20 protein-coding genes are annotated in these 25,509 nt (G+C 71.8%); 6 read left to right on the plus strand and 14 right to left on the minus strand.

Annotated features, from left to right (window positions below):
* Positions 1-20: 20 nt before the first annotated feature.
* From CLV56_RS04350 to CLV56_RS04360, 3 genes are read left to right on the plus strand one after another with little or no spacing between them, the layout of a single operon-like run.
* Entirely contained in the window at positions 21-1,544 is a 1,524-nt protein-coding gene (locus CLV56_RS04350) for an AMP-binding protein (protein WP_039371117.1), read from the plus strand.
* Positions 1,541-2,203, plus strand: coding sequence for a TetR/AcrR family transcriptional regulator (locus tag CLV56_RS04355; RefSeq protein ID WP_039371120.1), 663 nt, complete (start codon positions 1,541-1,543; stop codon positions 2,201-2,203). The genes CLV56_RS04350 and CLV56_RS04355 overlap by 4 nt, the downstream gene beginning before the upstream one ends.
* A gap of 56 nt (positions 2,204-2,259) precedes the next feature.
* Positions 2,260-3,216: a phosphotriesterase family protein gene (locus CLV56_RS04360; RefSeq protein WP_039371123.1), complete on the plus strand. Its 957-nt coding sequence runs from the start codon at positions 2,260-2,262 to the stop codon at positions 3,214-3,216.
* A 350-nt stretch (positions 3,217-3,566) separates the two neighbouring features.
* On the opposite strand, the gene CLV56_RS04365 is transcribed toward CLV56_RS04360, so the two are convergent.
* From CLV56_RS04365 to CLV56_RS04395, 7 genes are all read right to left on the minus strand, one after another.
* Positions 3,567-4,982 carry an amidase gene (locus CLV56_RS04365; RefSeq protein WP_039371124.1) on the minus strand — a complete coding sequence of 472 codons (1,416 nt, stop codon included), beginning with the start codon at positions 4,980-4,982 and terminating at the stop codon, positions 3,567-3,569.
* On the minus strand, positions 4,982-5,674 hold the full coding sequence (locus CLV56_RS04370; protein ID WP_039371127.1) for an SRPBCC family protein: 693 nt from the start codon (positions 5,672-5,674) through the stop codon (positions 4,982-4,984). Before CLV56_RS04370 ends, CLV56_RS04365 begins: the two co-directional genes overlap by 1 nt.
* A complete protein-coding gene (gene cutA, locus CLV56_RS04375) occupies positions 5,671-8,145 on the minus strand; it encodes an aerobic carbon-monoxide dehydrogenase large subunit (protein ID WP_100414437.1) in 2,475 nt (824 codons plus the stop codon). Before cutA ends, CLV56_RS04370 begins: the two co-directional genes overlap by 4 nt.
* Positions 8,142-8,891 (minus strand): (2Fe-2S)-binding protein, encoded by a 750-nt coding sequence (locus CLV56_RS21400; RefSeq protein ID WP_211287977.1) that lies wholly within the window; start codon positions 8,889-8,891, stop codon positions 8,142-8,144. The genes cutA and CLV56_RS21400 overlap by 4 nt, the downstream gene beginning before the upstream one ends.
* Positions 8,888-9,763 carry an FAD binding domain-containing protein gene (locus tag CLV56_RS04385; RefSeq protein WP_039371129.1) on the minus strand — a complete coding sequence of 292 codons (876 nt, stop codon included), beginning with the start codon at positions 9,761-9,763 and terminating at the stop codon, positions 8,888-8,890. Before CLV56_RS04385 ends, CLV56_RS21400 begins: the two co-directional genes overlap by 4 nt.
* Positions 9,760-11,145, minus strand: coding sequence for a uracil-xanthine permease family protein (locus CLV56_RS04390; RefSeq protein ID WP_039371131.1), 1,386 nt, complete (start codon positions 11,143-11,145; stop codon positions 9,760-9,762). Before CLV56_RS04390 ends, CLV56_RS04385 begins: the two co-directional genes overlap by 4 nt.
* Positions 11,146-11,348: 203 nt before the next feature.
* On the minus strand, positions 11,349-12,995 hold the full coding sequence (locus CLV56_RS04395; protein WP_100414438.1) for a PucR family transcriptional regulator: 1,647 nt from the start codon (positions 12,993-12,995) through the stop codon (positions 11,349-11,351).
* Between the two features lie 77 nt (positions 12,996-13,072).
* On the opposite strand from CLV56_RS04395, the gene CLV56_RS04400 reads away from it, so the two are divergent.
* From CLV56_RS04400 to CLV56_RS04410, 3 genes are read left to right on the plus strand one after another with little or no spacing between them, the layout of a single operon-like run.
* Entirely contained in the window at positions 13,073-13,948 is an 876-nt protein-coding gene (locus CLV56_RS04400) for an oxamate carbamoyltransferase subunit AllH family protein (protein ID WP_100414439.1), read from the plus strand.
* Positions 13,945-15,447, plus strand: a complete 1,503-nt coding sequence (locus tag CLV56_RS04405) for an AllF/FdrA family protein (protein WP_039371134.1) — start codon at positions 13,945-13,947, stop codon at positions 15,445-15,447. The genes CLV56_RS04400 and CLV56_RS04405 overlap by 4 nt, the downstream gene beginning before the upstream one ends.
* On the plus strand, positions 15,444-16,841 hold the full coding sequence (locus tag CLV56_RS04410; RefSeq protein WP_039371136.1) for a YlbE family protein: 1,398 nt from the start codon (positions 15,444-15,446) through the stop codon (positions 16,839-16,841). The genes CLV56_RS04405 and CLV56_RS04410 overlap by 4 nt, the downstream gene beginning before the upstream one ends.
* 369 nt (positions 16,842-17,210) lie before the next feature.
* Here CLV56_RS04410 and CLV56_RS04415 read toward each other — a convergent pair whose 3' ends face one another.
* The 7 genes from CLV56_RS04415 to CLV56_RS04445 form a co-directional block, all read right to left on the minus strand.
* Positions 17,211-18,053, minus strand: a complete 843-nt coding sequence (locus CLV56_RS04415) for a PHP domain-containing protein (RefSeq protein ID WP_039371138.1) — start codon at positions 18,051-18,053, stop codon at positions 17,211-17,213.
* A gap of 9 nt (positions 18,054-18,062) precedes the next feature.
* On the minus strand, positions 18,063-18,884 hold the full coding sequence (locus CLV56_RS04420; protein WP_039371188.1) for an isocitrate lyase/PEP mutase family protein: 822 nt from the start codon (positions 18,882-18,884) through the stop codon (positions 18,063-18,065).
* A gap of 148 nt (positions 18,885-19,032) precedes the next feature.
* Positions 19,033-20,625, minus strand: coding sequence for a DHA2 family efflux MFS transporter permease subunit (locus CLV56_RS04425; protein ID WP_039371141.1), 1,593 nt, complete (start codon positions 20,623-20,625; stop codon positions 19,033-19,035).
* Positions 20,625-21,086, minus strand: a complete 462-nt coding sequence (locus tag CLV56_RS04430) for a MarR family winged helix-turn-helix transcriptional regulator (protein WP_039371145.1) — start codon at positions 21,084-21,086, stop codon at positions 20,625-20,627. The genes CLV56_RS04425 and CLV56_RS04430 overlap by 1 nt, the downstream gene beginning before the upstream one ends.
* A gap of 77 nt (positions 21,087-21,163) precedes the next feature.
* Positions 21,164-22,834 carry a SulP family inorganic anion transporter gene (locus CLV56_RS04435; protein ID WP_039371148.1) on the minus strand — a complete coding sequence of 557 codons (1,671 nt, stop codon included), beginning with the start codon at positions 22,832-22,834 and terminating at the stop codon, positions 21,164-21,166.
* 137 nt (positions 22,835-22,971) lie between these two features.
* On the minus strand, positions 22,972-23,505 hold the full coding sequence (locus tag CLV56_RS04440) for a MaoC family dehydratase (protein WP_039371150.1): 534 nt from the start codon (positions 23,503-23,505) through the stop codon (positions 22,972-22,974).
* Between the two features lie 94 nt (positions 23,506-23,599).
* Positions 23,600-25,492 (minus strand): alkyl/aryl-sulfatase, encoded by a 1,893-nt coding sequence (locus CLV56_RS04445; protein ID WP_039371152.1) that lies wholly within the window; start codon positions 25,490-25,492, stop codon positions 23,600-23,602.
* Positions 25,493-25,509: the final 17 nt, after the last annotated feature.

Genomic DNA, 25,509 nt, shown 5'->3' on the forward strand with positions numbered 1-25,509 from the left:
CCACCCTCCGAGGAGTCCCCGTGAGCAACGTCGCCGATGCCGTCTTCTCCCACGCCGCCGGCGAGCCCGAGCGCGTCGCCGTCCGGGCCGACGGCCGCGAGGTCACGTTCGGCCGGCTGCGCGACGCCGTCGGCGCGTTCGCCCGCGAGGTCCGCGACACCGGGATCGCTCCGGGCGACCGGGTCCTGCTGGTCGCGCCGACGATCCCCGAGTTCGTCGCCGCCTACTACGGCCTGCACGCCGCCGGCGCCACGCTGATCACGATGAACGTCATGGCGACCGCGCCCGAGATGGGCTACGTCCTCGAGGACGCCGACGCCTCGCTCGTCGTCGCGTGGCAGGGCAACGCCGACGCCGCCCGTACGGCCGCGACCGCGGCCGGGCTGCCGTTCCGCAGCCTCGCGCCGCTCGACGAGTGGGATCTCTCCGACCCGATCGAGGCGCCGGTCGACCGCGACCCGTCGGACACGGCGCTGATCATCTACACGTCCGGGACCACCGGCCGGCCCAAGGGCGCCGCGCTCGCCGTGTCCGCGGTGGCGGCGATCGTGGACGCTGCGGAGCACGTCCTGGAGTTCAGCGAGGAGGACCGGACCGGCACCGGCCTGCCGCTGTTCCACGTGTTCGGCCAGATCATGGTCATGCACCTGGCGATCTCGTTCGGCACCGCGGTCTCGCTGCTGCACCCGTTCGACCCGCGCAGGATGGTCGAGATGATCCGCGACGACGAGCTCACCGTCGTCTCCGGCGTCCCGACGATGTGGGTCGCGATGCTGCACGCCGCAGGCGACGCGACGCCCGAGGACTTCGCCCGGCTGCGGCTCGCGTCGTCGGGCGGCGCGTCGCTCCCGGTCGAGGTGATCCGCGCGTTCGAGGAGAGGTTCGGCACGAGGATCCGCGAGGGCTACGGGCTGTCCGAGACCTGCGGGTGGGCGACGTTCGCGCCGCTCGACGTCGAACCGAAGATCGGCGCGGTCGGCCGCGCGGTCCACGGCGTCGACATCGAGATCCGCGACCTGGACGGCACGGTCGTCCCGACCGGCGAGGTCGGCGAGGTGTGGATCCGCGGCCCGATCGTGATGACCGGCTACTGGAACCGCCCCGACGCCACCGCCGAGGCGATCCAGGACGGCTGGTTCCGGACCGGCGACCTCGGCACGCTCGACGAGGACGGCGACCTGCGGATCGTCGACCGGCTCAAGGACCTGATCATCCGGGGCGGCTACAACGTCTACCCGAGCGAGGTCGAAGAGGTGCTCTACACCCACCCCGACATCGTCGATGCGGCCGTCGTCGGCGTCCCGGACCCGACGTACGGCGAGGAGATCGGCGCTGTGATCGTGCTGCGCGAGGGCGCCGAGCTCGACGTCGCCACGCTGCGGTCCTGGGCGAAGGAGCGACTGAGCGCGTACAAGGTGCCCCACCTCGTGCAGTTCGCCGACGCGCTGCCGAAGGGGCCGTCGGGCAAGATCCTCAAGCGCGCGATCGACCGTGAGGGGCTGGGTGCCCCCGCGGCTCAGGCCTCCGCGGACACCGGCCGGTGAGCCCGCAGGCCCCCGTACGGGCGGGCTCGTCGCCGAGCGCACCGGCGACCGCCCGGGGCGTACGGACCCGCGCCGCGCTCGTCGCCGCCGCGCGCACCGTCTTCGAGCGCGACGGGTTCACCGACGCCAAGGTGACCGACATCGCCGCCGAGGCCGGGTGCGCGACCGGCTCCTTCTACACCTACTTCGCATCGAAGGAGGAGGCGCTCTCGGTCGTGCTGTACGAGGCCCAGCGCGAGGTGCTCGATCCGGCCGCGAACCCGCCGACGAACGACGAGGACCCGTGGGACGCGATCACGGCGAGCCACCGCGCGTACTTCGCGTCCTACCGCCGCAACGCCCGCCTCATGCTGCTGATGGAGCAGGTGGCGGCGATCGACCCGGAGTTCCGCGAGATCCGCCGGCGGTTCGGGCACACGTACGCCGAACGCACTGCCCGCACGATCGCCGAGCTCCAGGACCGCGGCCTCGCCGACCCCGAGCTCGACCCCTTCCTCGCCGCGAGGGCGCTGCGGGCGATGGTGACCCGCACGGCGTACTACGCCTACGCGCTCGGCGACACCGTCGGTCTCGACGACGACGCCGACCTCGAGGCCCTCGTCCGCACCACGACCCGGCTGTGGCGCAACGCCCTCCAGCCCACCCCGTACGACCGGTAGCCCACCCCGGCCGGTCGAGCCTGTCGAGACCGGCACCCGCACCCGAAGGAGACACGATGACGTCGATCCCCACCGCCACCGGCACGATCGAGAGCAGCGACCTGGGACGCACCCTCGTCCACGAGCACGTGTTCGTGGTGAACGAGGAGTACCGGGAGAACTACGAGGACTGGGACGAGGAGCAGAAGGTCGCCGACGCGGTCCGCGACCTCCGCGAGCTCAAGAGCCTCGGCATGGACTCGATCATGGACCCGACCGTGCTCGGGCTCGGCCGCTACATCCCGCGGATCCAGCGGATCGCCGAGCAGGTCGACCTCAACATCCTCGTCGCGACGGGGGTCTACACCTACAACGAGATCCCGTTCCAGTTCCACTACTCAGGCCCCGGCCTGCTGTTCGACGTGCCGGAGCCGCTCACCGAGCTGTTCGTCAAGGACCTCACCGAGGGGATCGCCGACACCGGCGTCCGCGCTGCGTTCCTCAAGTGCGCGATCGAGGAGCAGGGCCTCACACCGGGCGTCGAGCGGGTGATGCGCGCCGTCGGCCAGGCGCACGTACGGACGGGCGCGCCGATCACCGTGCACACGAACCCGCACACCGGCTCCGGCCTGGTGGCGCAGAAGGTGCTCGCCGAGGAGGGTGTCGACCTGCGCAAGGTCGTCATCGGCCACTCCGGCGACTCGGTCGACCTCGACTACCTGACGCAGCTCGCCGACGCGGGGTCGCTGCTGGGGATGGACCGGTTCGGGCTCGACGTGCTGCTGCCGTTCGAGCAGCGGGTCGAGACGATCGCCGAGCTCGTCCGGCGCGGGTACGTCGAGAGCGTCGTGATCGCGCACGACGCGTCGTGCTTCATCGACTGGTTCGACCCCGAGGCGAAGGCTCAGGTCGTGCCGAACTGGAACTACCGGCACATCTCCCAGGACGTGCTCCCGGCGTTGCGCGAGCGCGGCGTGTCCGACGCGGACCTCGAGACGATCCTCGTGCACAACCCCCGCCGCCACTTCGAGTAGGCGCGCGCGGTGACGCTTCGCGCGGCCGGGCCCCTCCTCCCGGCCGCGCGTTTGCGTTGCCGGCAACGCATCCGTACGGGTGTGCTCGCGGCGACGCCTGACCGTTCTCGTTGCCGGCAACGCATCCGTACGGGTGTGCTCGCGGCGACGCCTGACCGTTCTCGTTGCCGGCAACGCAAAGCTGATCCGGGCACAGCAAACACGCGCGCGTTTGCAGTGCCCCGAACACGTTTCCGTTGCCGGCAACGCGTTCGTACGGGATTCGTACAGGGATTGGACGAGCCGAGGGTGCGCGCGACCGGCGGAGCCTGCTGGTCTCGACCCTTCGACAAGCTCAGGACGGCGCAGACTCACGCAGCGGGAAGCGGGGGGCGGCGCCGGCCCGCGCCGGACAGCGCTTCGTACGCCGCCGCGATCTGGAGCAGGCGCGCCTCCGAGCCCGCCGCGCCGACGAGCTGGAGCCCGACCGGCAGACCGTCGGGCGTGAACCCGGCCGGCACGCTCATCGCGGGACACCCCGTCACCGTGACGAAGAACGCCGAGCGCATCCAGTCGAGGTACGTCCGCTGTGCGCGCCCGTTGATCGTCGACGGGTACTCCTGCTCCGCCGGGAACGGCGGGACCTGACTCACCGGCATCGCGAGCACGTCGTAGCGACCGAAGAACTCGTGAGCGCGCTGGGCGAGCGCCGTGCGCTGGGCGTACGCGACCGCGACGTCGTGCCCGCTCAGCGGTCGGCCGGCGCGGATGTTGTCCGCGAGCGACGCCTTGAACCCCTCCGGTTCGGAGTCGAGCAGGTCACCGAGCGAGTACTCCATCAGCCACGCCCGCAGGACGCGGAACGCCGACTCGGCGTTCGGGAGAGTCGGATACGCCTCCTCGACCACCGCTCCCGCGGACGCGAGCCCGTCGACGGCGGCGCGGACGACCTCGGCGACCGAGTCCTCGACCTCGAACGCGCCACCCATGTCGATCGTCGTCGCGACCCGCAGGCCGCGCAGGTCGGCCGGCTCGGGGTCGGCGAACGTCGCGCCCGGTGTCGAGTCCGCGGTCGGTACGCGGGGGTCGGGCCCGGCGATCACGCTGAGCAGCAGCGCCAGGTCGCCGACGTCACGTGCCAGCGGCCCCTGGACCGACACGGTCTCCCACAGGTTCCAGGTCGGCCAGGTCGGGACCCGGCCCCACGTCGGACGCAGACCGACGACGTTGCAGAACGATGCCGGGTTGCGCAGCGAGCCGCCCATGTCCGAGCCGTCGGCCAGCGCCACCATCCCCGACGCGAGCGCCGCCGCCGACCCACCGGAGGAACCGCCCGCCGACCGGGTCGTGTCGTATGGGTTGAGGGTCGTGCCGAAGACCGGGTTGAACGTGTGCGACCCGGACGCGAACTCCGGCGTGTTGGTCTTCGCCACGATCACCGCACCGGCGGCGCGGATCCGCTCGACGATCAGCTCGTCGGACGCCGAGACGTGGTCGGCCATCACCGGCGACCCGAACGTCGTCCGCCACCCCTCGACATGATGGGTGTCCTTGATCGCGACCGGCACGCCGTGCAGCGGTCCGAGCGGCTCTCCGGAGACCGTACGCGCGTCCGCCGCGTCGGCGGACGCCCGCGCGCGGTCCGGGTCGATCGACACCAGCGCGTTCACCGTCGGGTTCACCGCGTCGATGCGCTCCAGGTGCACCTCGAGCAGCTCGCGGGCCGAGACCTCCTTCGCGGCGACGGCCGCCGCCATCGCGCGGGCGGAGTCGCCGACGCCGACCATCAGCGCTTCCGGCGGCCGAGCAGCGACCCGACGACGACGCCGACGAGCACCAGCGCACCGCCGAGGACCGCGCCCTTGACGAAGTCGTCCGCCGACCCGATCGCACCGCCGGCAGGCGCAGCCGCGGCACCACGGCGTACGAAGGTGCCCGTCTCGGCGCTCGGCGCGAGACCGGGCTGTGCCTGGTCTCGATCGTCGCTCCGCTCCGCCTCGACCAGCGGCGAACCCTGGTCCACGTACTGAGCCGGCATGCCCTGCGTGATCGCGTCGTCGACCGCGCCGAAGAACTCGCCGGCCATCCGCTTGCTGACCGCGGTCAGCATGCGCTGGCCGACCCCGCCGATCATCCCGCCCACGACCGCGTCGGCGTCGTAGGAGATCGCGGTCGTGCCGTCACCGAGATCCTCGAACCGGACCGCGACGTCGGTCGCGATCGTCCCGGGCGCTCCGGCCCCCTCGGCGTGCATCGTCAGCGACTCGTGCTCCACGAGGTCGGCGAGCGTGCAGGTCCCGGCGTACGTCCCGCGGATCGCGGCGACACCGGCGCTGACCGTCATCGCGTAGGCGTTCTCGCCGGTCGCCGACAGGCTCTCGCAGCCGGGGATCGTCTCCACGAGCACGGCCGGGTCGAGCAGCGCCGTCCACACCTCGTGGACGGGGGCCTTGACCACTGCACTGCCGGACACCTTCATGACTCTCCTCCGTCTGTCTGGTCGTCTCGAACGCGATAGGGGCGTTCTGGGGAAGAACTGACCGCCGCGGAGCTCCCCGGATCGCCCGAGTCGCGGTCGGGACGGTGGGTGCGGCGCAGGTCGAACAGCTCGCTGGGCGAGATCGGCATCGCGTCGACCGCGAAGCCCTCGGCGTCCTCGATCGCCGACGCGAACACGGCCGCCGACGGGATCACCCCCGCCTCGCCGGCGCCCTTGATCCCGAGCGGGTTCAGGGGCGACGGCGTCTCCAGGTGGTCCACGTCGATCGTGGTCGGCACCTCGGTGACGTACGGCATCAGGAAGTCCATGAACGAGGCGTTCTGGAGCTGACCGTGCTCGTCGTACGCCATCCGCTCGTACAGCGCGCCACCGACGCCCTGCGCGACGCCGCCGTGGATCTGGCCCTCGACGATCATCGGGTTGATCAGGCGCCCGCAGTCGTGCACCACGGCGTACTTCAGGATCGTGATCTCGGCGGTGTCCGGGTCGGTCTCGACGATCACCGCGTGCATCCCGGACGCGAACGTCGAACGCGGCGGCGAGTAGAAGTCGCGGCTCTCCAGCCCCGGCTCCGTCCCCTCGGGCACGGGCACCTTGTCCGGGTCGCCGACCGAGAACTGCGTCGCCGCCTTGCTCGCCTCGTCGAAGGCGTAGCGCAGCGGGTTGCTCAGCACCGCGAGCGTGCCCAGGCTGATCTCCGCTCCCGGCGCACCCTTGACCGACACGACACCGTCAGCCAGCTCGAGGTCGTCGACGTTCGCCTCGAGGGCGTCCGCCGCCAGCTCGAGGGCCTTGCGGCGTACGGAGCGGGCCGCCATCGCGATCGCCGAGCCGCTCATCACCGCGGCGCGCGACGCGTACGTGCCGACGGCGTACGGCATCCGCCGGGTGTCACCGGTGACGATCTCCACGTCGGAGAACGGCACACCGAGCTCGGACGCGACGATCTGCGCGAACGACGTCTGGTGGCCCTGCCCCTGCGTGGTCAGACCCGTCGCGACCTTCACCTTGCCGGTGGTCTCGACCTGGATGTGGCCGCCCTCGTACGGGCCGACGCCGGTGCCCTCGACGTAGCAGGCCATCCCGATCCCGACCCGCCGGCCGGCCGCCCGCAGCTCGTCGCGGGTGGCGACGAACTCGTCCCACCCGACCAGCGCCTTCAGCTTGTCCAGCATCTGCGGGAAGTCACCGGAGTCGTAGACCAGCGGCTTGCCGTCCTGGAAGATCAGCCCCTGGTCGTACGGGAACTCGTCGGGCTGGATGAAGTTCGCGGCGCGGACGTCCGCGCGGTCCTTACCGAGGTACGCGGCGATCTTGTCCATCGTCCGCTCCATCGCGAACACGCCCTGGGGACGCCCCGCCCCGCGGTACGGGGTGACGATCACAGTGTTCGTGTACAGGCTGTGGAACGTCGCCGAGTAGACCGGCGGCTTGTACGGGCCGAGCAGCTGCGTGGTGGTGATGATCGGGACGATCAGGCCGTACGGCAGGTAGGCGCCGTTGTCGTGCCAGATCTCGACGTCGAGACCCGTGATCCGACCCTCGTCGTCGAAACCGACCTCGACGTGCTGCTGCTGCGCACGCTCGTGCGCCGAGGAGATGAAGTGCTCGCGCCGGTCCTCGGTGAACTTCACCGGGCGCCCGAGCGCGCGTGCCGCCAACGGCACCAGCAGCTCCTCCGGCCACGGGTGCACGACCTTCACCCCGAAGCCGCCTCCGACGTCCGGCGTGATCACGTCGACCACCGAGAGGTCGAGGTCGAGCTTGGACGCGATCGCGGCCCGGACCCCGGTCGACGTCTGGGTCGACGTCCAGACCTGCAGGCGGCCGTTGTCGGGGTCCCAGCGCGCGGCGGTCCCGCGGCCCTCGAGCGGGGTGCAGGCGCTGCGCTCGATGTCGAGATCGATCGACAGCCGGTGCGGGGCGGACTCGACCGCGGCCTTCGCGTCACCGGTGTTCTGGTTGTAGGTGGCCGCGACGTTGCCCGGCGCGTCGTCGTGGACGAGGTGCTCGGCGGCGCGGGCCGCGGGCAGCCCGACCACGGCGGGCAGCATCTCGTACGTCACGTCGATCCGTGCGACCGCGTCCTCGGCGACGTAACGGTCGAGGGCGACGACGACCGCGACCGCCTCGCCGACGTAGTTGACCTCGTCCTTCGCCAGGGCGTACTGCGTGCGGCCGGCGCTGATCGCCGGGTGCGGGATCAGCAGCGGCAACGGCTCGGCCATCGCACCCGACAGGTCGTCGTGGGTGTAGACCGCGACCACGCCCTCGAGGTCGAGGACGGCCTCGAGGTCGATCTCGCGGATCCGTGCGTGGGCGTACGGGGACCGCAGCACGGCCATGTGCAGCGCGTCGGGCAGGACGTCGTCGACGTAGCGGCCCCGACCACGCAGGAACCGCTCGTCCTCGACCCGGGCGACCCGCTCGCCGAACGTCTTCGTCGTCATGCGCCCTCCCCCGACTCGGCTTCGTCCGCTGCGCGAGGCGCGGCCGAGGAACGAGGCTGCGATCGAGAGCCTGGGTCTCGATCGTCGCTCCGCTCCGCCTCGGCCAGCGGGGAATCGTCGCTCCGCTCCGCCTCGACCAGCGGGGAATCGTCGCTCCGCTCCGCCTCGACCAGCGGGGAATCGTCGCTCCGCTCGGCCTCGACCAGCGGGGAATCGTCGCTCCGCTCCGCCTCGACCAGCGGTTCGGGTGCGGCCCGCTCACGGGTGATCTGGGCCGCGCGCAGGACCGACTCGACGATGTTCTGGTAGCCGGTGCAGCGACAGAGGTTGCCCGCGATCATCTCCCGGGCCTCCTCGCGCGTCGGCTCCGGGTTGTCCTCGAGGCCGGCGGTGATCGTCGTCAGGAAGCCGGGCGTGCAGAATCCGCACTGCAGCCCGTGGCAGTCCTGGAACGCCTGCTGGACCGGGCTCATCCGGTCGTCGGCCTCGGTCAGGCCCTCGACCGTCGTGATCTCGAGCCCCTGCGCCGACACCGCGAACATCAGGCACGACCGCATCGGTCGTCCGTCCACCAGCACCGTGCAGGCGCCGCAGACGCCGTGCTCGCAGCCGACGTGGGTCCCGGTCAGCCCGAGGTCGGCCCGCAGCGCGTCGGACAGCAGCCGCCGCGCGGGGACGTCGATCTCGTAGTGGCCACCGTTGACGCGCAGCGCGACGCGGTGGGTCTGCTCGGTCACCGGGCTCATCGGACTTCCTCCGTACGGACGCTGGCGTGGGCGCGGGCCACGACCCGCCGGGTCAGGATCCCGGCGAGGTGGCGGCGGTAGTCCGCGCTGGCATGGATGTCGGTCTCGGGGTCGACTGCGCCGGTGGCGATCTCGCCGGCGGCCGCGAGGTTGGCGTCGCTCGCCGTGCCGTCGGCGAAGGCCTCGGACAGGTCGACGACCAGAGGCGTGAGCGACACCGACAGGTACGCGGCGCGGACCGACTCGATCGCGCCCGAGTCGCCGACGGAGACCACCGACGCGACGCCGCACAGGGCGTAGTCGCCGTGCCGACGGGCGACCTCGTCGATCGCGGTGCCCGAGCGGGCGGGCAGCGCCGGCACCTGGAGCTCGAGCGCGAGCTCGTCGTGGCGCAGGGTCGACTCCAGCGGACCGATGAACAGGTCCTCGGCGTCGATGGTGCGCCGCCCCTCGCTCGACGCGACCAGGAGCCGAGCGCCGAGGAGCGTGGCCACGGCCGGCATCTCGGCCGCGGCGTCGGCGTGGACCAGCGACCCGACCGTCGTCCCGCGGTTGCGGATCGTCGGATGGGCCACCAGTCCCAGCGCCTGGCGCAGCAAGGGCTGGACCCGCCACGCGGAGTCGTCGGACTCGACATCCGCGTGACGGGCCAGCGCCCCGATGCGGACTCCGTCCTCGTCGCTGCGCACGTACGCCAGCTCGTCGAGGCCGTTGATGTCGACCAGCGCGCTGGGGTGCGCCAGTCTCATCGACAGCAGCGGCACGAGGCTCTGGCCGCCGGCCAGGACCTTCGCGTCCGGGTCGGCCGCGAGCGCACTCAGGGCCTCCTCGAGGGTCGTCGGGCGCAGGTAGGAGAACGGAGCGGGTTTCACAGTGCCTTCGTCACCTCTTCTGAACCCTCGTCGGTGCCTTCGTGCTTGCGCCACGCGACCAGGTGGTAGTACGCGATCACGAGGATCGAGCCGAGCGCGATCCCGCCGAGCTCGAAGTCGTCGGTGAACGACAGGCTCACACCGCCGACACCGACGATGATGCCTGCCGCGAGCCCGACGATGTTGACCGGATCACCGAAGTCGACGCGGTTCTCGACCCAGATCTTCGCGCCGACCAGGCCGATCATGCCGTACAGCACGACGGTGATGCCGCCGAGGACGCCGCCGGGGATCGCGTTGACGATCGCACCGAACTTCGGGCACAGGCCGAGCAGGATCGCGACCAGCGCCGCGACGTAGTACGCCGCGGTCGAGTAGATCCGGGTCGCGGACATGACGCCGATGTTCTCGGCGTACGTCGTGGTCGGCGAGCCGCCGAACGCGCTCGCGAACGCCGTCGCGACACCGTCGGCCCCGATCGCGCGTCCCATGTACGGGTCGAGGTCGTCGCCGGTCATCTCGGCCACGGCCTTGACGTGGCCGGTGTTCTCTGCGATCAGTGCGATCACGCCCGGCAGGACGAGCAGGATGAAGGTGAACGAGAAGCTCGGGGCGTGCACCGCCGAGACGCCGTCGGCGAGCGTGCCCGACGGGAAGCCGAACCAGGACGCGTCACCGACCGCGCTCCAGTCCACGCGATCGTGCGGAACGGCCTCGCCGCCGGATACCGGCGTCACCGAGGTGATCTGACCGAACATGATGTCGGACAGCCAGGAGATCACGTAGCCGAAGATCAGCGCGAGGAAGACCGCGATGCGGCCCCAGAAGCCGGGGAGCAGCACGGCCGCCATCACCATGAAGGTCGCGGTGAGCAGCGCGATCCACTGGTCCTGCGGCCAGTAGACCCCGGCGACCACCGGAGCGAGGTTGAAGCCGATCAGCATGACGACCGCACCCGTCACCGCCGGTGGCAGCAGCTTGTGCAGGAAGCCGGTCCCGGCGAAGTGGACCGCGGCACCGATCGCCGCGAGCACCAGACCGGCGACGAGGATGGCACCGGTGACGTCGGCGGAGTCGCCGCCCTGGCCCCGGATCGCGGCGACCGCCGCGACGAACGAGGCCGACGTCCCGAGGTAGCTGGGCACCATGTTGTTGGTGATCAGCAGGAACATGATCGTGCAGACGCCCGAGAACAGGATCGCCAGGTTGGGGTCGAGCCCCATGACGACCGGGAACACGAACGTCGCACCGAACATCGCGACGACGTGCTGGGCGCCGAGGCCGGCCGTGCGGCCCCAGCTCAGTCTCTGACGGGGTCCTACGGCTTTGCCGGGCGGTGGTGTCTTCCCGTCGTACACCACGTCCCACTTGAACAACGACATCAGGTCTCCTCCACACGTGTGGTGCCGCCGGGGGTCACGGACAGCACACCCGATCCAATGCCGCGACACTAGTGCTGGGCGACGACGCGCAGCATGGTGCAGAAGTGCCAACCATCCGTGGTGATGGCTGTCACGTTCTGCTCTGCGTGTTCATCGGACAGAAATACCCGCCGACTCTGCGTTTGCGCTGGTGGGGACGCCGGTCACTCGTTCATGGACAGGATCTGGAGCGCCACCGCCACGTCGAGACGCACCTGCGGGTCGCTGCTGAACGGGCCGAGCATCCCCTCGAGCTTCCCGACGCGGTAGCGCATCGTGTTGTAGTGGAAGTGCTGGAGCCGCGCGGCCTCGGCGACGTTGAGGTTCACGTCGAGCAGGACCTGGAGGGTGGAGCGCAGGTCGGCGGCCTGCTCGGTGTCCTCGGCGAGGGCACCCAGAACCTCCGCCACGAACGCGTCCAGCTCACGCGGATCCGTCACCTGCGACAGCAGCCGTCGCACGCCGAGCCGCTCGAAGTACGTCGTCGAGCCCGTCCCCTTCATCCGGCGCCCGACCTCCACCGCCTTGCGCGCGTGCCCGTACGCCTCGGGGAGGTCGGCCACGTCGCGCACGACCCGGCTGATCCCGGCCGAGAACGGGCGGCGTCCTCCCCCGGAGTCCCCCCGCACGGCCGCGAGCGTGCCCTCCGCGACCTCCTCCACGTCGCCGTCGGCGCCGACCGGCAGGAGCGCGACGACCTCGCCGGAGAAGTCGCCGACCGCGATGCTGCGGCTGCGCGACTCGACCACCTGGCGCCAGCCCGCGGCGAACCGGTCCTGGATCGCGCGGCGGCTCCGGCTCGAGACCGGAGGCTCGCCCGGGGTGGGCGGGTCGAGCTCGGCGACGAGCACGACGACCGGGCGCTCCAGGTCCCAGCCGAGACCGGCCGCGTGCTCGGTCACGTACTGGCGGCTGCCTGCACGGTCGGTGAGCACGTCGCGGAGGAAGTCGCCGCGGTACTTGCCCTCGACGGCGACCACCGCCTGCTGACGGGTGATGAGCAGCGCCGCGACCGTCGCGGCGCGCTCGAGCGCGTAGACGTCCGACGCGCGTAGCGGGGCCGCGTCGGCGACCACGACCAGTCGGGCGAGCTCCGTGCCCGACGCCGCCACGTGCAGCGAGCGGACCTCGCCGTCACGCAGCGGACGCGGTCCGCGGATCCGCTCCACGCGGACCCGGCCCGACTCGTCGACGAAGTCCGCGTCGCGCAACGCGGCCCCCTGGGCGGCGCCGATCGCCCCGGCCCACTCGCGCCCGTCGGTCGAGGTGAACAGGACCCCGATCCCGAGGACGCGGCTGACCTCGGCCGCGATCTGGTCGAGGTTGCCGCCCTCGAGCACGATCATGGTCAGGGCGGAGTGCAGCGCGTCGATCTGCTGGAGGACGCGCGACTGGAAGGCGTTCAGCGCCTCGTACGCGTCCTTGAGGACGTCGTCGAAGGCGACGTGCTCGCCGAGCTGGACCACCGGGAACGCCAGCTCGTCGGCGACGTCGAGGACGGCCCGCGGCACCTTCTCGACGTAGCGGCCGAGCTTGATCGCGAAACCGGCCACCCCCGCCTCGTCGAGACCGCGGATCAGGGCCGTCATCCGGGGGACGTCCAGCCGTCGCGCGGAGTCGAGGAGCGGGAAGCCGGTCGTGATGAGCAGCTCGTGGCGCTTGACCCAGCCGAGGATGTCGGGGACCTCCATCACGTTGACCGCCGTGACCGGTCGCGCGAGCCCGTCGGTCCCGGCGAGCGGCACGGCACCGACCAGCGCTTCGAGCTCGATCACGTCCGCGAGCGGGATCCCGTACGGAGTCTCTGTCATGTCTTGAGCCGATGAGGCCTGATCGTTGGCAAGTCTCGCCATCGGCTCACCGTACCGCCCGCTCCTACGCTGGCGCCATGACCCAGGCGATCGATGCCGTCGCGACCGCGCTGCCCGTCGCCGCGACCCCGGCGGTCGCGGCACTCCTCGAGGGCCCGCGGCGCAGCGCGGTGGTCGTCGGCCGCAGCCGCCAGGCGCTGTACCTGCGCGACGGGGAGCGCTACCTCGCGGTGCTGGACCACGACGCGGTCGCCGTGCCGTGCGGTCTGCGGACCACCCTGAGCGGCGTCGGGAGCACGCGGAGGGTCGAGCTCGGCGAGGGCCGGTGCACGATCGACGGTACGGACCTGGCCGTACGACGGTTCGTGGACGCGTCGGTCCCCCCCGTCGCCGACGACCCGGCGCACGCGAGCGCGCTGCCGTGGCGGAGGGTGGCCGAGGATCTGCGCAGGCACGCACCGGGCGACGCGCTCGCGGTCAGTCTGCTCGACGACGACCTGCTCGAGGCGCTGCGGCGCGACGACCCGCGGGCGGTCCACCTCCTGCTCGGACGCGGTCCCGGCCTGACGCCGCTCGGCGACGACCTGCTCGCCGGGTGGCTCGTCGCCCGGCACGCGCTCGGCCTGCGCGACGGACGTGTCCGTACGACCGTCGCCCGGCTCGCGCCGACCCGTACGACCGTCGTCTCGGCCGCCCTGCTCGACGACGCGCTCAGCGGGCACGCCATCCCCGAGCTGAGCGCGCTGCTGCGCAGCCTCGGGGGACCCGGCTTGTCCGAGCGGCTCGCCGCGCTCCTCACGGTCGGCAGCTCGTCGGGCCTCGGGCTCGCGCTCGGCGCCGCCCTCGCCCTCGACCGGCCCCGGCACACCGACACCTCCCGCCACGCCGACACGTCCCACCTCGACACGTCCCACCTCGACACGTCCCACCTCGACACCGGAGGACAGCGATGACCGACCACGTGACGATCCGCAGCGGCGACTACGCCGACTCGGTGACGCTGCTCGCCGTCAGCAAGACCGTGGCGGCGACGCCCGGCATCCGCGACGCGCAGGTCGCGATGGCGACCGCACTCAATCTCGAGACGCTGGCCGCGATGGGATTCGACGTGCCGCCCGAGGCGGGGAGCAACGACATGGTTGTCGCGCTGCGCCTCGACGGGGCGGAGCACGACGCCGACAGGCTCGACGAGGCACTCGCCGCGGTCGACGCCGCGCTGGCAGCCGCCAGCAAGCCCCGCGGTGGCGGCGACACCACGCGCGCCCCGGCCCGTACGACCGCTGCCGCACTGCGCGAGTCCGAGCCCGGCGCGCTCGTGCTCGTCTCGGTCCCCGGCGCCTCCGCGCTGCTCGAGGCCATGGACGCCGTGGACGCCGGTCACGACGTGATGGTGTTCAGCGACAACGTGCCGCTCGACCAGGAGGTCGCTCTCAAGGCCGCGGCGGCGCGGCGCGACGTCCTCGTGATGGGACCCGACTGCGGTACGGCCGTCGTCGGCGGGGTCGGGCTCGGCTTCGCCAACACGGTCCGCCCCGGTCCGGTCGGGATCGTCGCCGCGTCCGGCACGGGCACGCAGCAGGTGATGTGCCTGCTCGACCAGGCGGGGGTGGGGATCAGCGACGCGCTCGGCGTCGGGGGTCGCGACCTGTCGGCCGCCGTCGGCGCGGCGTCGACCAGGACCGCGCTCGCTCGGCTGGACGCCGACGCCGCCACCGAACGGATCGTCGTGATCTCCAAGCCGCCGGCGCCCGAGGTCGCCGAGGCCGTCGAGAAGGCGTCGCAGGGCCTGTCCACCCCGACCCGGCTCGCGCTGCTCGGTCCCGGCACCGATCTCACCACCCAGACCGAGGCGGTGCTGTCCGACCTCGGGGTCGCCGTACCGCCGTGGCGGACCTGGGGAGCCACGGACACGACGGTGACCGGCGACGCGCTGCGCGGCCTGTTCGTCGGCGGCACGATGTGCGACGAGGCGATGCTGATCGCGACGGACGCGCTCGGGCCGGTCCGCAGCAACATCCCGCTGTCCGACGACCTCGCCCTGCCCGACGGCCTGCACGCCGACGGGCACGTGATGATCGACTTCGGCGACGACGGCCTCACCCAGGGGCGGGCGCACCCGATGATCGACCCGACCCTGCGGCTCGCCCACCTCGCGGAGGTCGCGGACGACCGTACGACCGGGGTCGTCCTGCTCGACGTCGTCCTCGGCCACGGCGCGGAGCCTGATCCGGCGGGCGGGCTCGCCCCGGCCGTCCGTGCGGCCCGCGCGGCCGCCGAGGCCGACGGCCGGACCCTTCCCGTCGTGGTCTCCCTCGTCGGGACCGACGCCGACCCGCAGGGGCTCGAGTCCCAGGCGGCGGCCCTCGCCGATGCCGGCGCCCACGTCTTCTCGTCCAACGCCCAGGCGACCCGGCACGCGGTCGCCCTCGTCACCAGCGGAGGTGCCCGATGACCGCCGAGACCGCCGTCGTCAGTGTCGGAGCCGATCTGTTCGCCGATGCGGTCGCCGACCAGGCTGTCGACGTGCAGCGCGTCGACTGGCAGCCGCCGATGGCCGGGACCGCCGACGACCTCGCCGTCGTCGCCGCCGACCCGCTGCGCGCCGACGCGAACGCACGTGCCGTCGAGGCCTACCTCGGCGTGACGGCCCAGCTCGTCGACGTGCTGCCGGCGCACGAGGCTCTCGGTCTGGAGCGGGGTGACTTCCTGCACGCAGGTCCCCCGGTCACGTGGGAGCGTGCGTCCGGACCGATGCGCGGTGCGCTGATGGGCGCAGCGGCGCTCGAGGGTCTCGTCGACGACCCCGACCAGGCGCCGGCCCTGTTCGAGTCGGGCGCGGGCTACTCGCTCGCGCCGTGCCACAGCCGCAGCGCCGTCGGGCCGATGGCAGGCGTCGTGTCGCCGTCCATGTGGATGTTCGTCCTGGAGGACGCGACCAGCGGCGCCCGGACGTACTGCTCGCTGAACGAAGGACTCGGGAAGGTCCTGCGGTACGGCGCGTACGGCCCGGAGGTCCTCGACCGACTGCGCTGGATGTCGGCGGTCCTCGGTCCGGTCCTCCAGCAGGCGGTCCGCGAGGCCGGTCCCGTCGACGTCACGGCGCTGCTGTCGCAGATGCTGCAGATGGGCGACGAGGCGCACAACCGCAACCGTGCCGGCACGCTCATGCTGATGCGCGACCTCGTCCCCGCGATGATCCGCTCGACCTCGCGCGCAGCCGACGTCGCCGACGCCGTCGCGTTCATCGGGGGCAACGACCACTTCTTCCTCAACCTCGCGATGCCCGCCTGCAAGCTCGCGCTCGACGCGGCCCGTGGGATCGAGGGCTCGACGATGGTGGTCGCGATGGCACGCAACGGGACCGACTTCGGGATCCAGGTCTCCGGCACCGGCGACCGGTGGTTCACCGGACCCGCGCAGGTCGCGGACGGCCTGTACCTCGGCTCGTACGGCCCGGACGACGCGAACCCGGACATCGGCGACTCGGCCATCACCGAGACCGCAGGGATCGGCGGGTTCGCGATGGCGACGGCGCCGGCGATCGTCCGACTGGTCGGCGGGTCGGTGCCCGACGCGTTCGCCGCCACCCGGCGGATGGGCGAGATCACTCTCGCCTCGAACCCGCGCTGGCAGATCCCCGTGATGGAGTTCGCCGGCACGCCGACCGGGATCGACGTCTCCCGGGTGTGTCGCACCGGCATCCTGCCGCAGATCAACACCGGCATGGCGGGCGCGGTGGCAGGGACGGGCCAGGTGGGCGCGGGCCTGGTGAACCCGCCCGCGGAGATCTTCCCCGCGGCCCTCGCAGCCCTCGCGGACGCAACCCGCTCGCGCGCCGGCGCCTGACCGCGGCACGGCGAACCGATCGCCGGTGGAGCCGGTCGACACCGTGGCATCGACCGGCTCCACCGCCGAACCGCCCGCCACCTGGCTGGGACGACCCCCACCTGACTGGGGAAACCATCAACGCCCGGTGCGCGACTCCGTAGCCGGCTACGCAGACCGGCAACGCGCGTCGTACCGACCGCGCCACGACCGGAGCAGTCTCACCACCGACGAACAGCCCGCCACCTGGCTGGGACGACCCACACCTGGCTGGGGAAACCATCAACGCCCGGTGCGCGACTCCGTAGCCGGCTACGCAGACCGGCAAGCCGAGGGAGAAGGCGGCCGGCGAACGCGGTCGTGCGGTGCGGTGGCGAAGGCGCGGTGGCGTCAGACGGGGAGCGGGACGAGGTCGCCGAGCAGCCGGACGTACTGGCCCGGCGCGGTCGTGTTGACCCCGAGGTCGTAGCCGACCTTGCCGGTGCCGTGGTAGTCGCTCGACCCGGTGTACGGGAGGTCGAGGTCGGCGGCCACACCCCGCAGCCAGCTCCGGGCGACGGTGTCGTGGTCGTTGTGATCGACCTCGATCCCGGCCAGACCAGCGTCGGTGAGCAGCGCGAACGCGTCGGCGTCCAGGATCGTGCGGCTCTGTCGGCTCGCCGGGTGCGCGACCACGGGCCGCCCTCCCGCCTCGACGAGGAGCGCGATCATCTGCTCGAGGTCCGCGGCGTACCGGTCGACGTACGCAGGGCGCCCCGGCATCAGGTAGCGCGCGAACGCCTCGTCGCGATTCTCGACGACCCCCTGGGCGATCATCGCGTCGGCGATGTGCGGACGTCCGGTGGCTGCCGCATCCCCGGACACGGCGAGCACGTCGGCCTCCGTGACGTCGATCCCGAGGCCACGCAGCGCCTCCAGCGTGCGTGGGAGCCGTTGCCGCCGACCGTCCAGCACGGCTTCCAGCTCGGACAGCAGCGCCGGATGCGTCGGGTCGGGCTCGTAGCCGAGCAGGTGCACGCTGCGTCCCCGGAATCGGCACGAGATCTCGAGTCCGCGCACCAGCGTGATCCCGACCCGATCAGCCGCCTCCTGCGCCTCGCCCCACCCGGTCATCGCGTCGTGATCGGTCAGTGCGACCACGTCCAGCCCCGCCGCCGCAGCGGCCTGGACGAGCTGAGCCGGGGTATCGGTGCCGTCGGACCGGGTGGAGTGGGTGTGGAGGTCGATCAGCACCCACCCAGCCTAGCGATCCGGCGGGCCGAGCTCCTGCTGGAGCGTGCCGTACGGGATCGCCCCCTCGACGAACGAGAACGTCCCGCGCTCGAGCATCTCGAGCCCCGCCTCACGGACCACGGTGAGCGCGGCGCGGGCCAGCGCACCGCCGATGCTGATCCGTGCCGCGCCGACGTCGTACAGTGCCGCCGCCGTGTGGACGGTGGGGGTCAGGCCGTTGACGACGTTGAGCGGCGCGGGGATCTCCTCGGCAAGGGCCCGGATCGCGTCCAGGTCGTCCACGCCCGGGACGAAGACGCAATCCGCGCCTGCCGCGGCGTACGCCCGCCCGCGCTCGATCGCGACGTCGAGCGCCATGCCCGGGTCGTCGCCGGAGAGGTACGCGTCGGTGCGGGCGTTGAGCACCAGCTGCGCGGACGGCGCGACCGCCCGCGCCGCAGCGACCCGCTCGACGGACTCCTCCAGCGGCAGGAGCCCGTCCGCCACCGCGTCCTCGAGGTTGATCCCCACGCCGCCGAGGTCGAGGACGCCGCGGACCGTCGTGACGACGTCCCCCTCGGTGTCTCCGTATCCCGACTCGACGTCGACGCTGACCGGGACACCGACCGACGCCACGACCGGCTCGACCGCGCGGAGCATGGCGTCCCGGGACAAGCTGGCGTCGGGATGGCCGGCCGCGAACGCGATCCCTGCGCTCGTGGTCGCGATCGCCTCGAAGCCGGCGAGCTCGAGCATCCGCGCCGACCCGGCGTCCCAGGCGTTCGGGAGGATGAACCCGGGTCGGCGGCGGTGGAGCGCGAGGAACCGCTCGGCAGGACTCGGAGCACTCATGCCGCCGACCGTACGCCCGGCCACTGACAACGCCCTCGCGGGACGCACTCGTGCTCGCGACCTCCGCCGCACGCACGAGCGCGCCCGTGGGAGGATCCCACGGGCGCGCTCGCCCTGTCGGCCGTACGGCCTGGTCAGCCCCGACGCGTCAGTGCATCATCACCGGCGCGGCCTCGGCGCTCTCGTCGTCGCCCGAGCGCTCGATCCGCCTGCGCGGCAGGAAGAACGCCGGGATGAGGGTGATCGCCACGAGCACCGTGGCCACGACGAACGCCACCCCGAACGCATCGGAAGCCTCGGCGAAGCCCTGGTCGAGCACCCCCAGCTGGTTCAGGAGGTCGGCGAGCGGCGGGGCGTACCAGCTGCCCATCGCGGCCTCGGCCAGCGTCATGCCCTGCGCCTCGTCCGGCAGGCCCTGCGGCACCAGCGAGCTCAGCAGGGTGCCACCGGTCAGCTGGTTGGTCAGGACGACGGAGAACACCGCGGTGCCGATCGACGCCGCCACCTGCTGCGCGATGTTCATCAGGGTCGAGCCGCGCGCGATCGTGTGGTCGCGCAGCGTCGCGAGCGCAGCCGTCATCGTCGGCATCATCGTGGCGCCCATGCCGAGGCCCATCACGAAGAGCGCCCCGCAGATCAGCCAGTACGAGGTGTCGGCACCGATCTGGGTGAAGAAGCCCATCCCGATCGTGATCAGCACCAGACCGCTCATCACGATCTTGCCGGGACCGATCCGGTCGACGAGGGTGCCCGCGATCGGCATCGTGATCATCGCCCCGAGCCCCTGCGGAGCCACCAGCAGGCCCGCCATGAGCGTGGACTCGCCGCGCACCTGGAGGAAGTACTGGGGGAAGAGGATGCTCGCGCCGAAGAACGCGATCGCGAACATCATCATCACGATCACGGCCACGGTGATGTTGCGCTCCTTGAACAGCCGCAGGTCGACCAGCGGGTGCTCGGGGCGGAAGGCGTGGAACGCGAACGCGGTGATGAGGACGGCGCCGATCACGGTGAAGACGATGACCTTGGTCGCCCAGAACGTGCCCTCCTCCGGGATCGAGGAGACGCCGTAGAGGAGCGCGGCGAGACCGGGCGACAGCAGCAGCATGCCGGTCCAGTCGAACGACTCCGACGGGGTCGGGGCGTCCTTCGGCAGCACACGCCACGCGTAGACCAGCGCAACGATGCCGATCGGCAGGTTGATCAGGAAGATCCAGTGCCAGGAGAAGTTGTCGATCAGGATGCCGCCGAGGATCGGACCGCCGATCGGCCCGAGCAGCATCGGGATGCCGAGCACGGCCATCAGCCGGCCGATCCGGTGCGGGCCGGCCGCACGCGTCATGATCGTCATGCCGAGCGGCATCAGCATGCCGCCGCCGAGGCCCTGCAGCGCACGGAACGCTACGAGCTGGCCGAGGTCGGCGGCGACGGCGCACAGCAGCGAGCCGATCGTGAAGAGCCCGACCGCGAGCATGTAGAGGCGCTTGGTGCCGAACCGGTCGGCGGCCCAGCCGGTCAGCGGGATCACGGTCGCGAGCGCGAGCGTGTACGCGGTCATGGTCCAGGCGGTCTCGGCCGGCGAGGCCGAGAACTCCTCCTGGAACGTGGGCAGTGCGACGGTGACGACCGTGATGTCGAGGATCGACATGATCGCGCCGAGCACGACGACTCCGGCGATCTTCAGCACGCCGGCGTCGAGCTTGTCGTCCGCGGGCGCGGGCGACCTGGGTGTTTCAGTCATCAGTGGTCCTCACCGGTGGTGGGGTCGGTGGCCGCGAGCGCGGCCTGAAGGGCACGAAAGAGGACACTACGGTCCTCGTCCGACAGTTCGCGAGCGAATTCTTCGAGCGCGGCACGCTTGGCGTGCAGGTGCTCGGCGACGAGGTCACGTCCGTCGTCGGTGAGCGTCACGAGGCGCGTCCTGCGGTCGCGCTCGCACTCCTCACGCGTGACCAGGCACGCGCTGACCAGCTGGTCGACGTTGCGCCCGGCGGCGGCGACCGACATCCGCAGCGCCTCGGCGATCGTCCCGATGCTGCAGGCGTCGCGGCCCGACAGGGCGATCAGCGTGCGCGCCTGCGAGGGCGTGAGCTGACGCTCGGCGAAGGCGTCGACGCCGCTGTGCTCGGCCCGGCCGGCGATGCGCACGAAGAGCGCTTCGAGCACGCCGACGAGCTCGCGCGGAGTCGGAGATTCGGTCACCGCAAAATACTAACGCCTACGCAAATATTGCGCGAACGAGAATGTTGTGACGGTGATCACATCACGAGGGCCGGGCATCAGGGCACGTCACCGGCCGCGCGCTCCGCACGCAGCCGCTCGGCGAGATCGTAGGCCTCCTGGACCGATCCGAGCAGCACCTCCGACTCGCCGATCACTCGGCCGCGCAGGCCGCCGAGCTCGCCGCCGGCACGGGCGAACCGCGTCCGCAGCTCGTCGGGGACCCCGCACACCACGACCTCGATCCCCTGCTCGTGCCAGCGCTCCAGGACCCGGTCGAAGGACTTCAGGAAGGTGGACGACGGGATCCCCGCCGACCCGCGCAAGGAGATCACCAGTCCGGCGTCGCGCGTTCCCGAGGTGTCCGGCCACGACTCCTCCACCCGGTTGACCTCGGCGAAGAACCCGTTTCCTACGTAGTGCAGGACGGTCGTGCGCCCGCTCGGGAGCGTCGCCGGCGGATCGGCGACCCGCCACTGGCCGTCACCTGCGGGAACCAGCGCCAGCAGCCGGCCCCGCCTCGCCGACTGCACCGCGTACAGCACGATCGACAGTCCCGCACCGACGAAGATCGCCACCTGGAGCGGCAGCTGCGTCGTGGCCGCGAACGTGGCCGCCATCGCCGCGGTGGAGAGCCACGAGGTCCGGACCACGAGGCGGACGTCGCGCCGGCGTCCGGCCACCAGCTCCCCGCCGATCACGAGCAGCAGCCCGCCGATCACCGCCATCGGGATGCCCCCGGCGAGCGGCCCGAGAGCGAGCACGAGCACGATCAGCCAGAGCCCGGCGAAGATGCCCGCCCAACGGGTCTGCGCACCACCGCTGATCGCCACACCTGTGCGCGACAGCGAACCACCCGTCGGGAGCGCGCCGAAGAAGCCACCCGCGGCGTTCGCCAGACCCTGCGCCGTGAAGTCGCGCGACACGTCGCCTCGCGACCCGTCCGGGTTGGGCATCGCGGCGCCGATCCCCGCCGCCTGCGCGAGCGCGACCAGAGCGATCGCGAGGCTGCCCGCCGCGAGCTCCGGCATCGCGGCGAGGTCCGGCGACGTGAAGGGCGGCAGCGACCTCGGGATCGCCCCGATGTCGTCGACCGTCTCTGTGTCGACGCCGAGACCCGCGACGACGAGCGTCACGACGAGGAGCGAGACCAGGGTCGCGGTGGTACGGAGCCGGGGGACCCGCAGCATCGCGCCCCAGGCCACCACCGTTGCCGCCGCCACGGCCGCCGTCGGCGCGTCCCAGTCGCCGACGTGCGCCAGCGCCTCGACGATCTTCCCGACGGTGTTGCCGGACTGCGGCGCGTAGCCGGTCGCGTCCTCGACGACCCCGGCGATGATCTGGACCGCGATCCCGAGGGTGAAGCCGGTCATCACCGCCGTCGAGACGAACGACATCACCGAACCGAGCCGCAGCACACCGAGCAGGACCATCCACAGCCCGACCATGACCGTCAGTGCCGCCACCGCGCCCAGGTCGGCAGGATCGAGCCCGGCGTCGGTGAGCACGCTGCGCGCCGACAACGCGATCGCGCTGGTCAGCGTCGTGACCATGAGCACGGTCCGCGCGAAGACGGACCCGATGATCGTCGGGACCGCTCCGGACCAGAGCCCCATCGGTGCCGAGAAGCCGCCGATCGTGGCGTAGGCCATGCCCTCCGGAATCGAGAACAGCCCGGTCACGAAGCCCGACACGACGTCACGACGCGTCGGGCGGGGCACGCGTGGCATCGGTCGTTCCTCCCGTCACCGGACCCGTCCCCCTGCACCCTGCCGTACGCGCCCCCCGTCCGCGATTCGGGCGGTCGGGGGAAGAAACGCGGTCCGAGAACCTCCCCGGAACGCCCGGATCGGGGTCGGGCGGCGGGTCAGGCGCCGGCGGGGCCGGACCAGTTCTTGTCCGGCTGCGGGACCGGGCGGCCGGGCTGCTCGCCGCCGCGCGCGGTCAGGTAGTTCTCCTTCGGCACCATCACCTTGCGGCGGAAGATGCAGACGACCTTCCCGTCCTGGTTGTAGCCGATCGTCTCGACGTGCACGACGCCCCGGTCGTCCTTGCTCGTGCTCTCCCACTTGTCGAGCACGGTGGTCTCGCCGTAGAGCGTGTCGCCGTGGAAGGTCGGCGCGACGTGCCGCAGCGACTCGATCTCGAGGTTGGCGATCGCCTTGCCGGAGATGTCCGGGACGCTCATCCCGAGCAGGATCGAGTAGACGTAGTTGCCGACGACGACGTTCTTGCCGAACTGCGTCGTCTCCTCCGCGTAGTGCACGTCCAGGTGCAGCGGGTGGTGGTTCATCGTCAGCAGGCAGAACAGGTGGTCGTCGTACTCGGTGACCGTCTTCCCGGGCCAGTGCTTGTAGGTGGCTCCGACCTCGAACTCCTCGTACGAGCGACCGAACTGCATGACGACTCCTCCAGGATGTGACTCACCAGTAACCACATCATGGCGGACCTCCGGGGCGCCCCGGCACCCGGGGCGCCCGACGCGACCGCCGGGGTCAGGGCGTCACGATCGCGAAGTCCGGGTCGCCCGGGTCCAGCACGGCGGCCAGCCGGCCGAGCACCGAGGCATCGCCGGAGACCGCGATGCCCGCGGCCTCCAGCTCGTCACGCCCGCCGACCCCGCCCGCGATCGCAGGGAGCGTCCGTCGCGTCGTCGTCAGGGTCGCGTCGGCCTCGCCGTGCTGGGCTGCGGCCGAGTAGGTCAGCACCCCGTTCGCGAGCCACAGCCGGAAACGCTCGTCGGTGTCGGTGAGCACGACGTCGATCGAGAGCCGCTCGTCCCACGCGCGAGGGCCGTCGACCTGGACGGCGAGCGCGTCGAACAGCATCCGCGGCGTGAGGTTCGCGACGACGTCGGCCGATCCCGTCGCGGTGGGCGTGCCGAACGAGCCGGACCGCAGCTCGGTCGCGCCGGAGAGGTAGAAGTTGCGCCAGGGCCCGTTCTCCGCGCCGTACCCGAGCTGCTCGTAGGTGTCGGCGAGCAGGCTCCGCGCGGCCGCGTGCTGCGGCTCGGCGAAGACCACGTGCCCGACCACCTCGGCGACCCAGCGCAGGTCACCCTCGTCGTAGGAGGCTCGCGCCTTCTCGACGACGGCGTCGGCGCCACCCATGAACGCCACGTAGCGGGTGGCCTGCTCGACCGGGGTGTGCTGCCACAGGTGGGCGGGGTTGCCGTCGAACCAGCCCATGTAGCGCTGGTAGATCGCCTTCACGTTGTGGCTCACCGAGCCGTAGTAGCCGCGTGCGCTCCAGGCGTTCTCCAGCGCCGGCGGAAGCTGGATCTGCTCGGCGATCTCGGAGCCGACCAGACCCTGGTTGAGCATCCGCAGCGTCTGGTCGTGCACGTACGCGTACAGGTCCCGCTGCGTCGACAGGAACGCGACGACCCGGTCCGCCCCCCAGGTCGGCCAGTGGTGCGAGGCGAAGACCACCTCGGCCTCGCCGCCGAACAGGTCGATCGTCTCCGTCAGGTAGCCCGCCCAGCCGTGCGGGTCCCGCACCACGGCTCCCCGCAGGGTCAGCAGGTTGTGGAACGTGTGGGTCGCGTCCTCGGCCGAGCACAGCGCTCTGTGGTCCGGGAAGTAGAACAGCATCTCGGACGGCGCCTCGGTGTCCGGGGCCATCTGGAAGACGATCCTGACCCCGTCGACGACCTCCTCCTGACCGGTGGTCGTGATCTCGACCGTCGGCGGGATCAGGGTGATCGTGCCGGTCGAGGTGGTCTGGCCGAGCCCCGCGCCGACCTGCCCCCGCGGGCCGCGCGCCAGCGAAGCCCCGTACATGTAGCCGGCCCGTCGCGACATCGCCGTGCCGGCGAACACGTTCTCCGAGATCGCGTGCTCCACGAACCCGTCCGGGGCGAGCACCGGCACGCGGCCGCTGTCGACGTCCTCCTGCGACACCACGCCGCGGACGCCGCCGAAGTGGTCGACGTGGCTGTGCGTGTAGATCACCCCGGTGACCGGGCGGTCGCCGCGGTGCTCGCGGTACAGCGCCAGCGCAGCCGCGGCCGTCTCGGTCGAGATCAGCGGATCGATCACGATGACGCCGGACTCGCCCTCGATGAAGGAGATGTTCGACAGGTCCAGGCCCCGGACCTGGTAGATCCCCTCGACCACCTCGTACAGGCCCTGCATCGAGACCAGGGACGACTGGCGCCACAGGCTCGGGTTGACGGTGTCGGGTGCGTCGCCCTCGATGAAGGAGTAGGAGTCGTTGTCCCAGACGACCCGCCCGTCGTCGGCCGTGACGACGCACGGGTCCATCCGTGCGATCAGGCCGCGCTCGGAGTCGTCGACGTCCTGGGTGTCGGAGAAGGGCAGCGTCGCCTCGACCTGCCGCTGCTGCTCGGCGATGAACGGCGCAGCGGGGTTCGCGTTCTCTGTCATGGGCCCAGCCTGACAGG

The sequence above is a fragment of the Mumia flava genome (assembly GCF_002797495.1).
GTDB classification, from domain to species: domain Bacteria; phylum Actinomycetota; class Actinomycetes; order Propionibacteriales; family Nocardioidaceae; genus Mumia; species Mumia flava.

Bases quoted from the DNA above. Each gene is read 5' to 3' on its own strand.
- CLV56_RS04360 (WP_039371123.1), top strand. From the start codon at position 2,260: ATGACGTCGATCCCCACCGCCACCGGCACGATCGAGAGCAGCGACCTG.
- CLV56_RS04365 (WP_039371124.1), bottom strand. From the start codon at position 4,982: ATGGTCGGCGTCGGCGACTCCGCCCGCGCGATGGCGGCGGCCGTCGCC.
- CLV56_RS04370 (WP_039371127.1), bottom strand. From the start codon at position 5,674: ATGAAGGTGTCCGGCAGTGCAGTGGTCAAGGCCCCCGTCCACGAGGTG.
- cutA (WP_100414437.1), bottom strand. From the start codon at position 8,145: ATGACGACGAAGACGTTCGGCGAGCGGGTCGCCCGGGTCGAGGACGAG.
- CLV56_RS21400 (WP_211287977.1), bottom strand. From the start codon at position 8,891: ATGAGCCCGGTGACCGAGCAGACCCACCGCGTCGCGCTGCGCGTCAAC.
- CLV56_RS04390 (WP_039371131.1), bottom strand. From the start codon at position 11,145: ATGTCGTTGTTCAAGTGGGACGTGGTGTACGACGGGAAGACACCACCG.
- CLV56_RS04395 (WP_100414438.1), bottom strand. From the start codon at position 12,995: ATGACAGAGACTCCGTACGGGATCCCGCTCGCGGACGTGATCGAGCTC.
- CLV56_RS04400 (WP_100414439.1), top strand. From the start codon at position 13,073: ATGACCCAGGCGATCGATGCCGTCGCGACCGCGCTGCCCGTCGCCGCG.
- CLV56_RS04405 (WP_039371134.1), top strand. From the start codon at position 13,945: ATGACCGACCACGTGACGATCCGCAGCGGCGACTACGCCGACTCGGTG.
- CLV56_RS04410 (WP_039371136.1), top strand. From the start codon at position 15,444: ATGACCGCCGAGACCGCCGTCGTCAGTGTCGGAGCCGATCTGTTCGCC.
- CLV56_RS04420 (WP_039371188.1), bottom strand. From the start codon at position 18,884: ATGAGTGCTCCGAGTCCTGCCGAGCGGTTCCTCGCGCTCCACCGCCGC.
- CLV56_RS04425 (WP_039371141.1), bottom strand. From the start codon at position 20,625: ATGACTGAAACACCCAGGTCGCCCGCGCCCGCGGACGACAAGCTCGAC.
- CLV56_RS04435 (WP_039371148.1), bottom strand. From the start codon at position 22,834: ATGCCACGCGTGCCCCGCCCGACGCGTCGTGACGTCGTGTCGGGCTTC.
- CLV56_RS04440 (WP_039371150.1), bottom strand. From the start codon at position 23,505: ATGCAGTTCGGTCGCTCGTACGAGGAGTTCGAGGTCGGAGCCACCTAC.
- CLV56_RS04445 (WP_039371152.1), bottom strand. From the start codon at position 25,492: ATGACAGAGAACGCGAACCCCGCTGCGCCGTTCATCGCCGAGCAGCAG.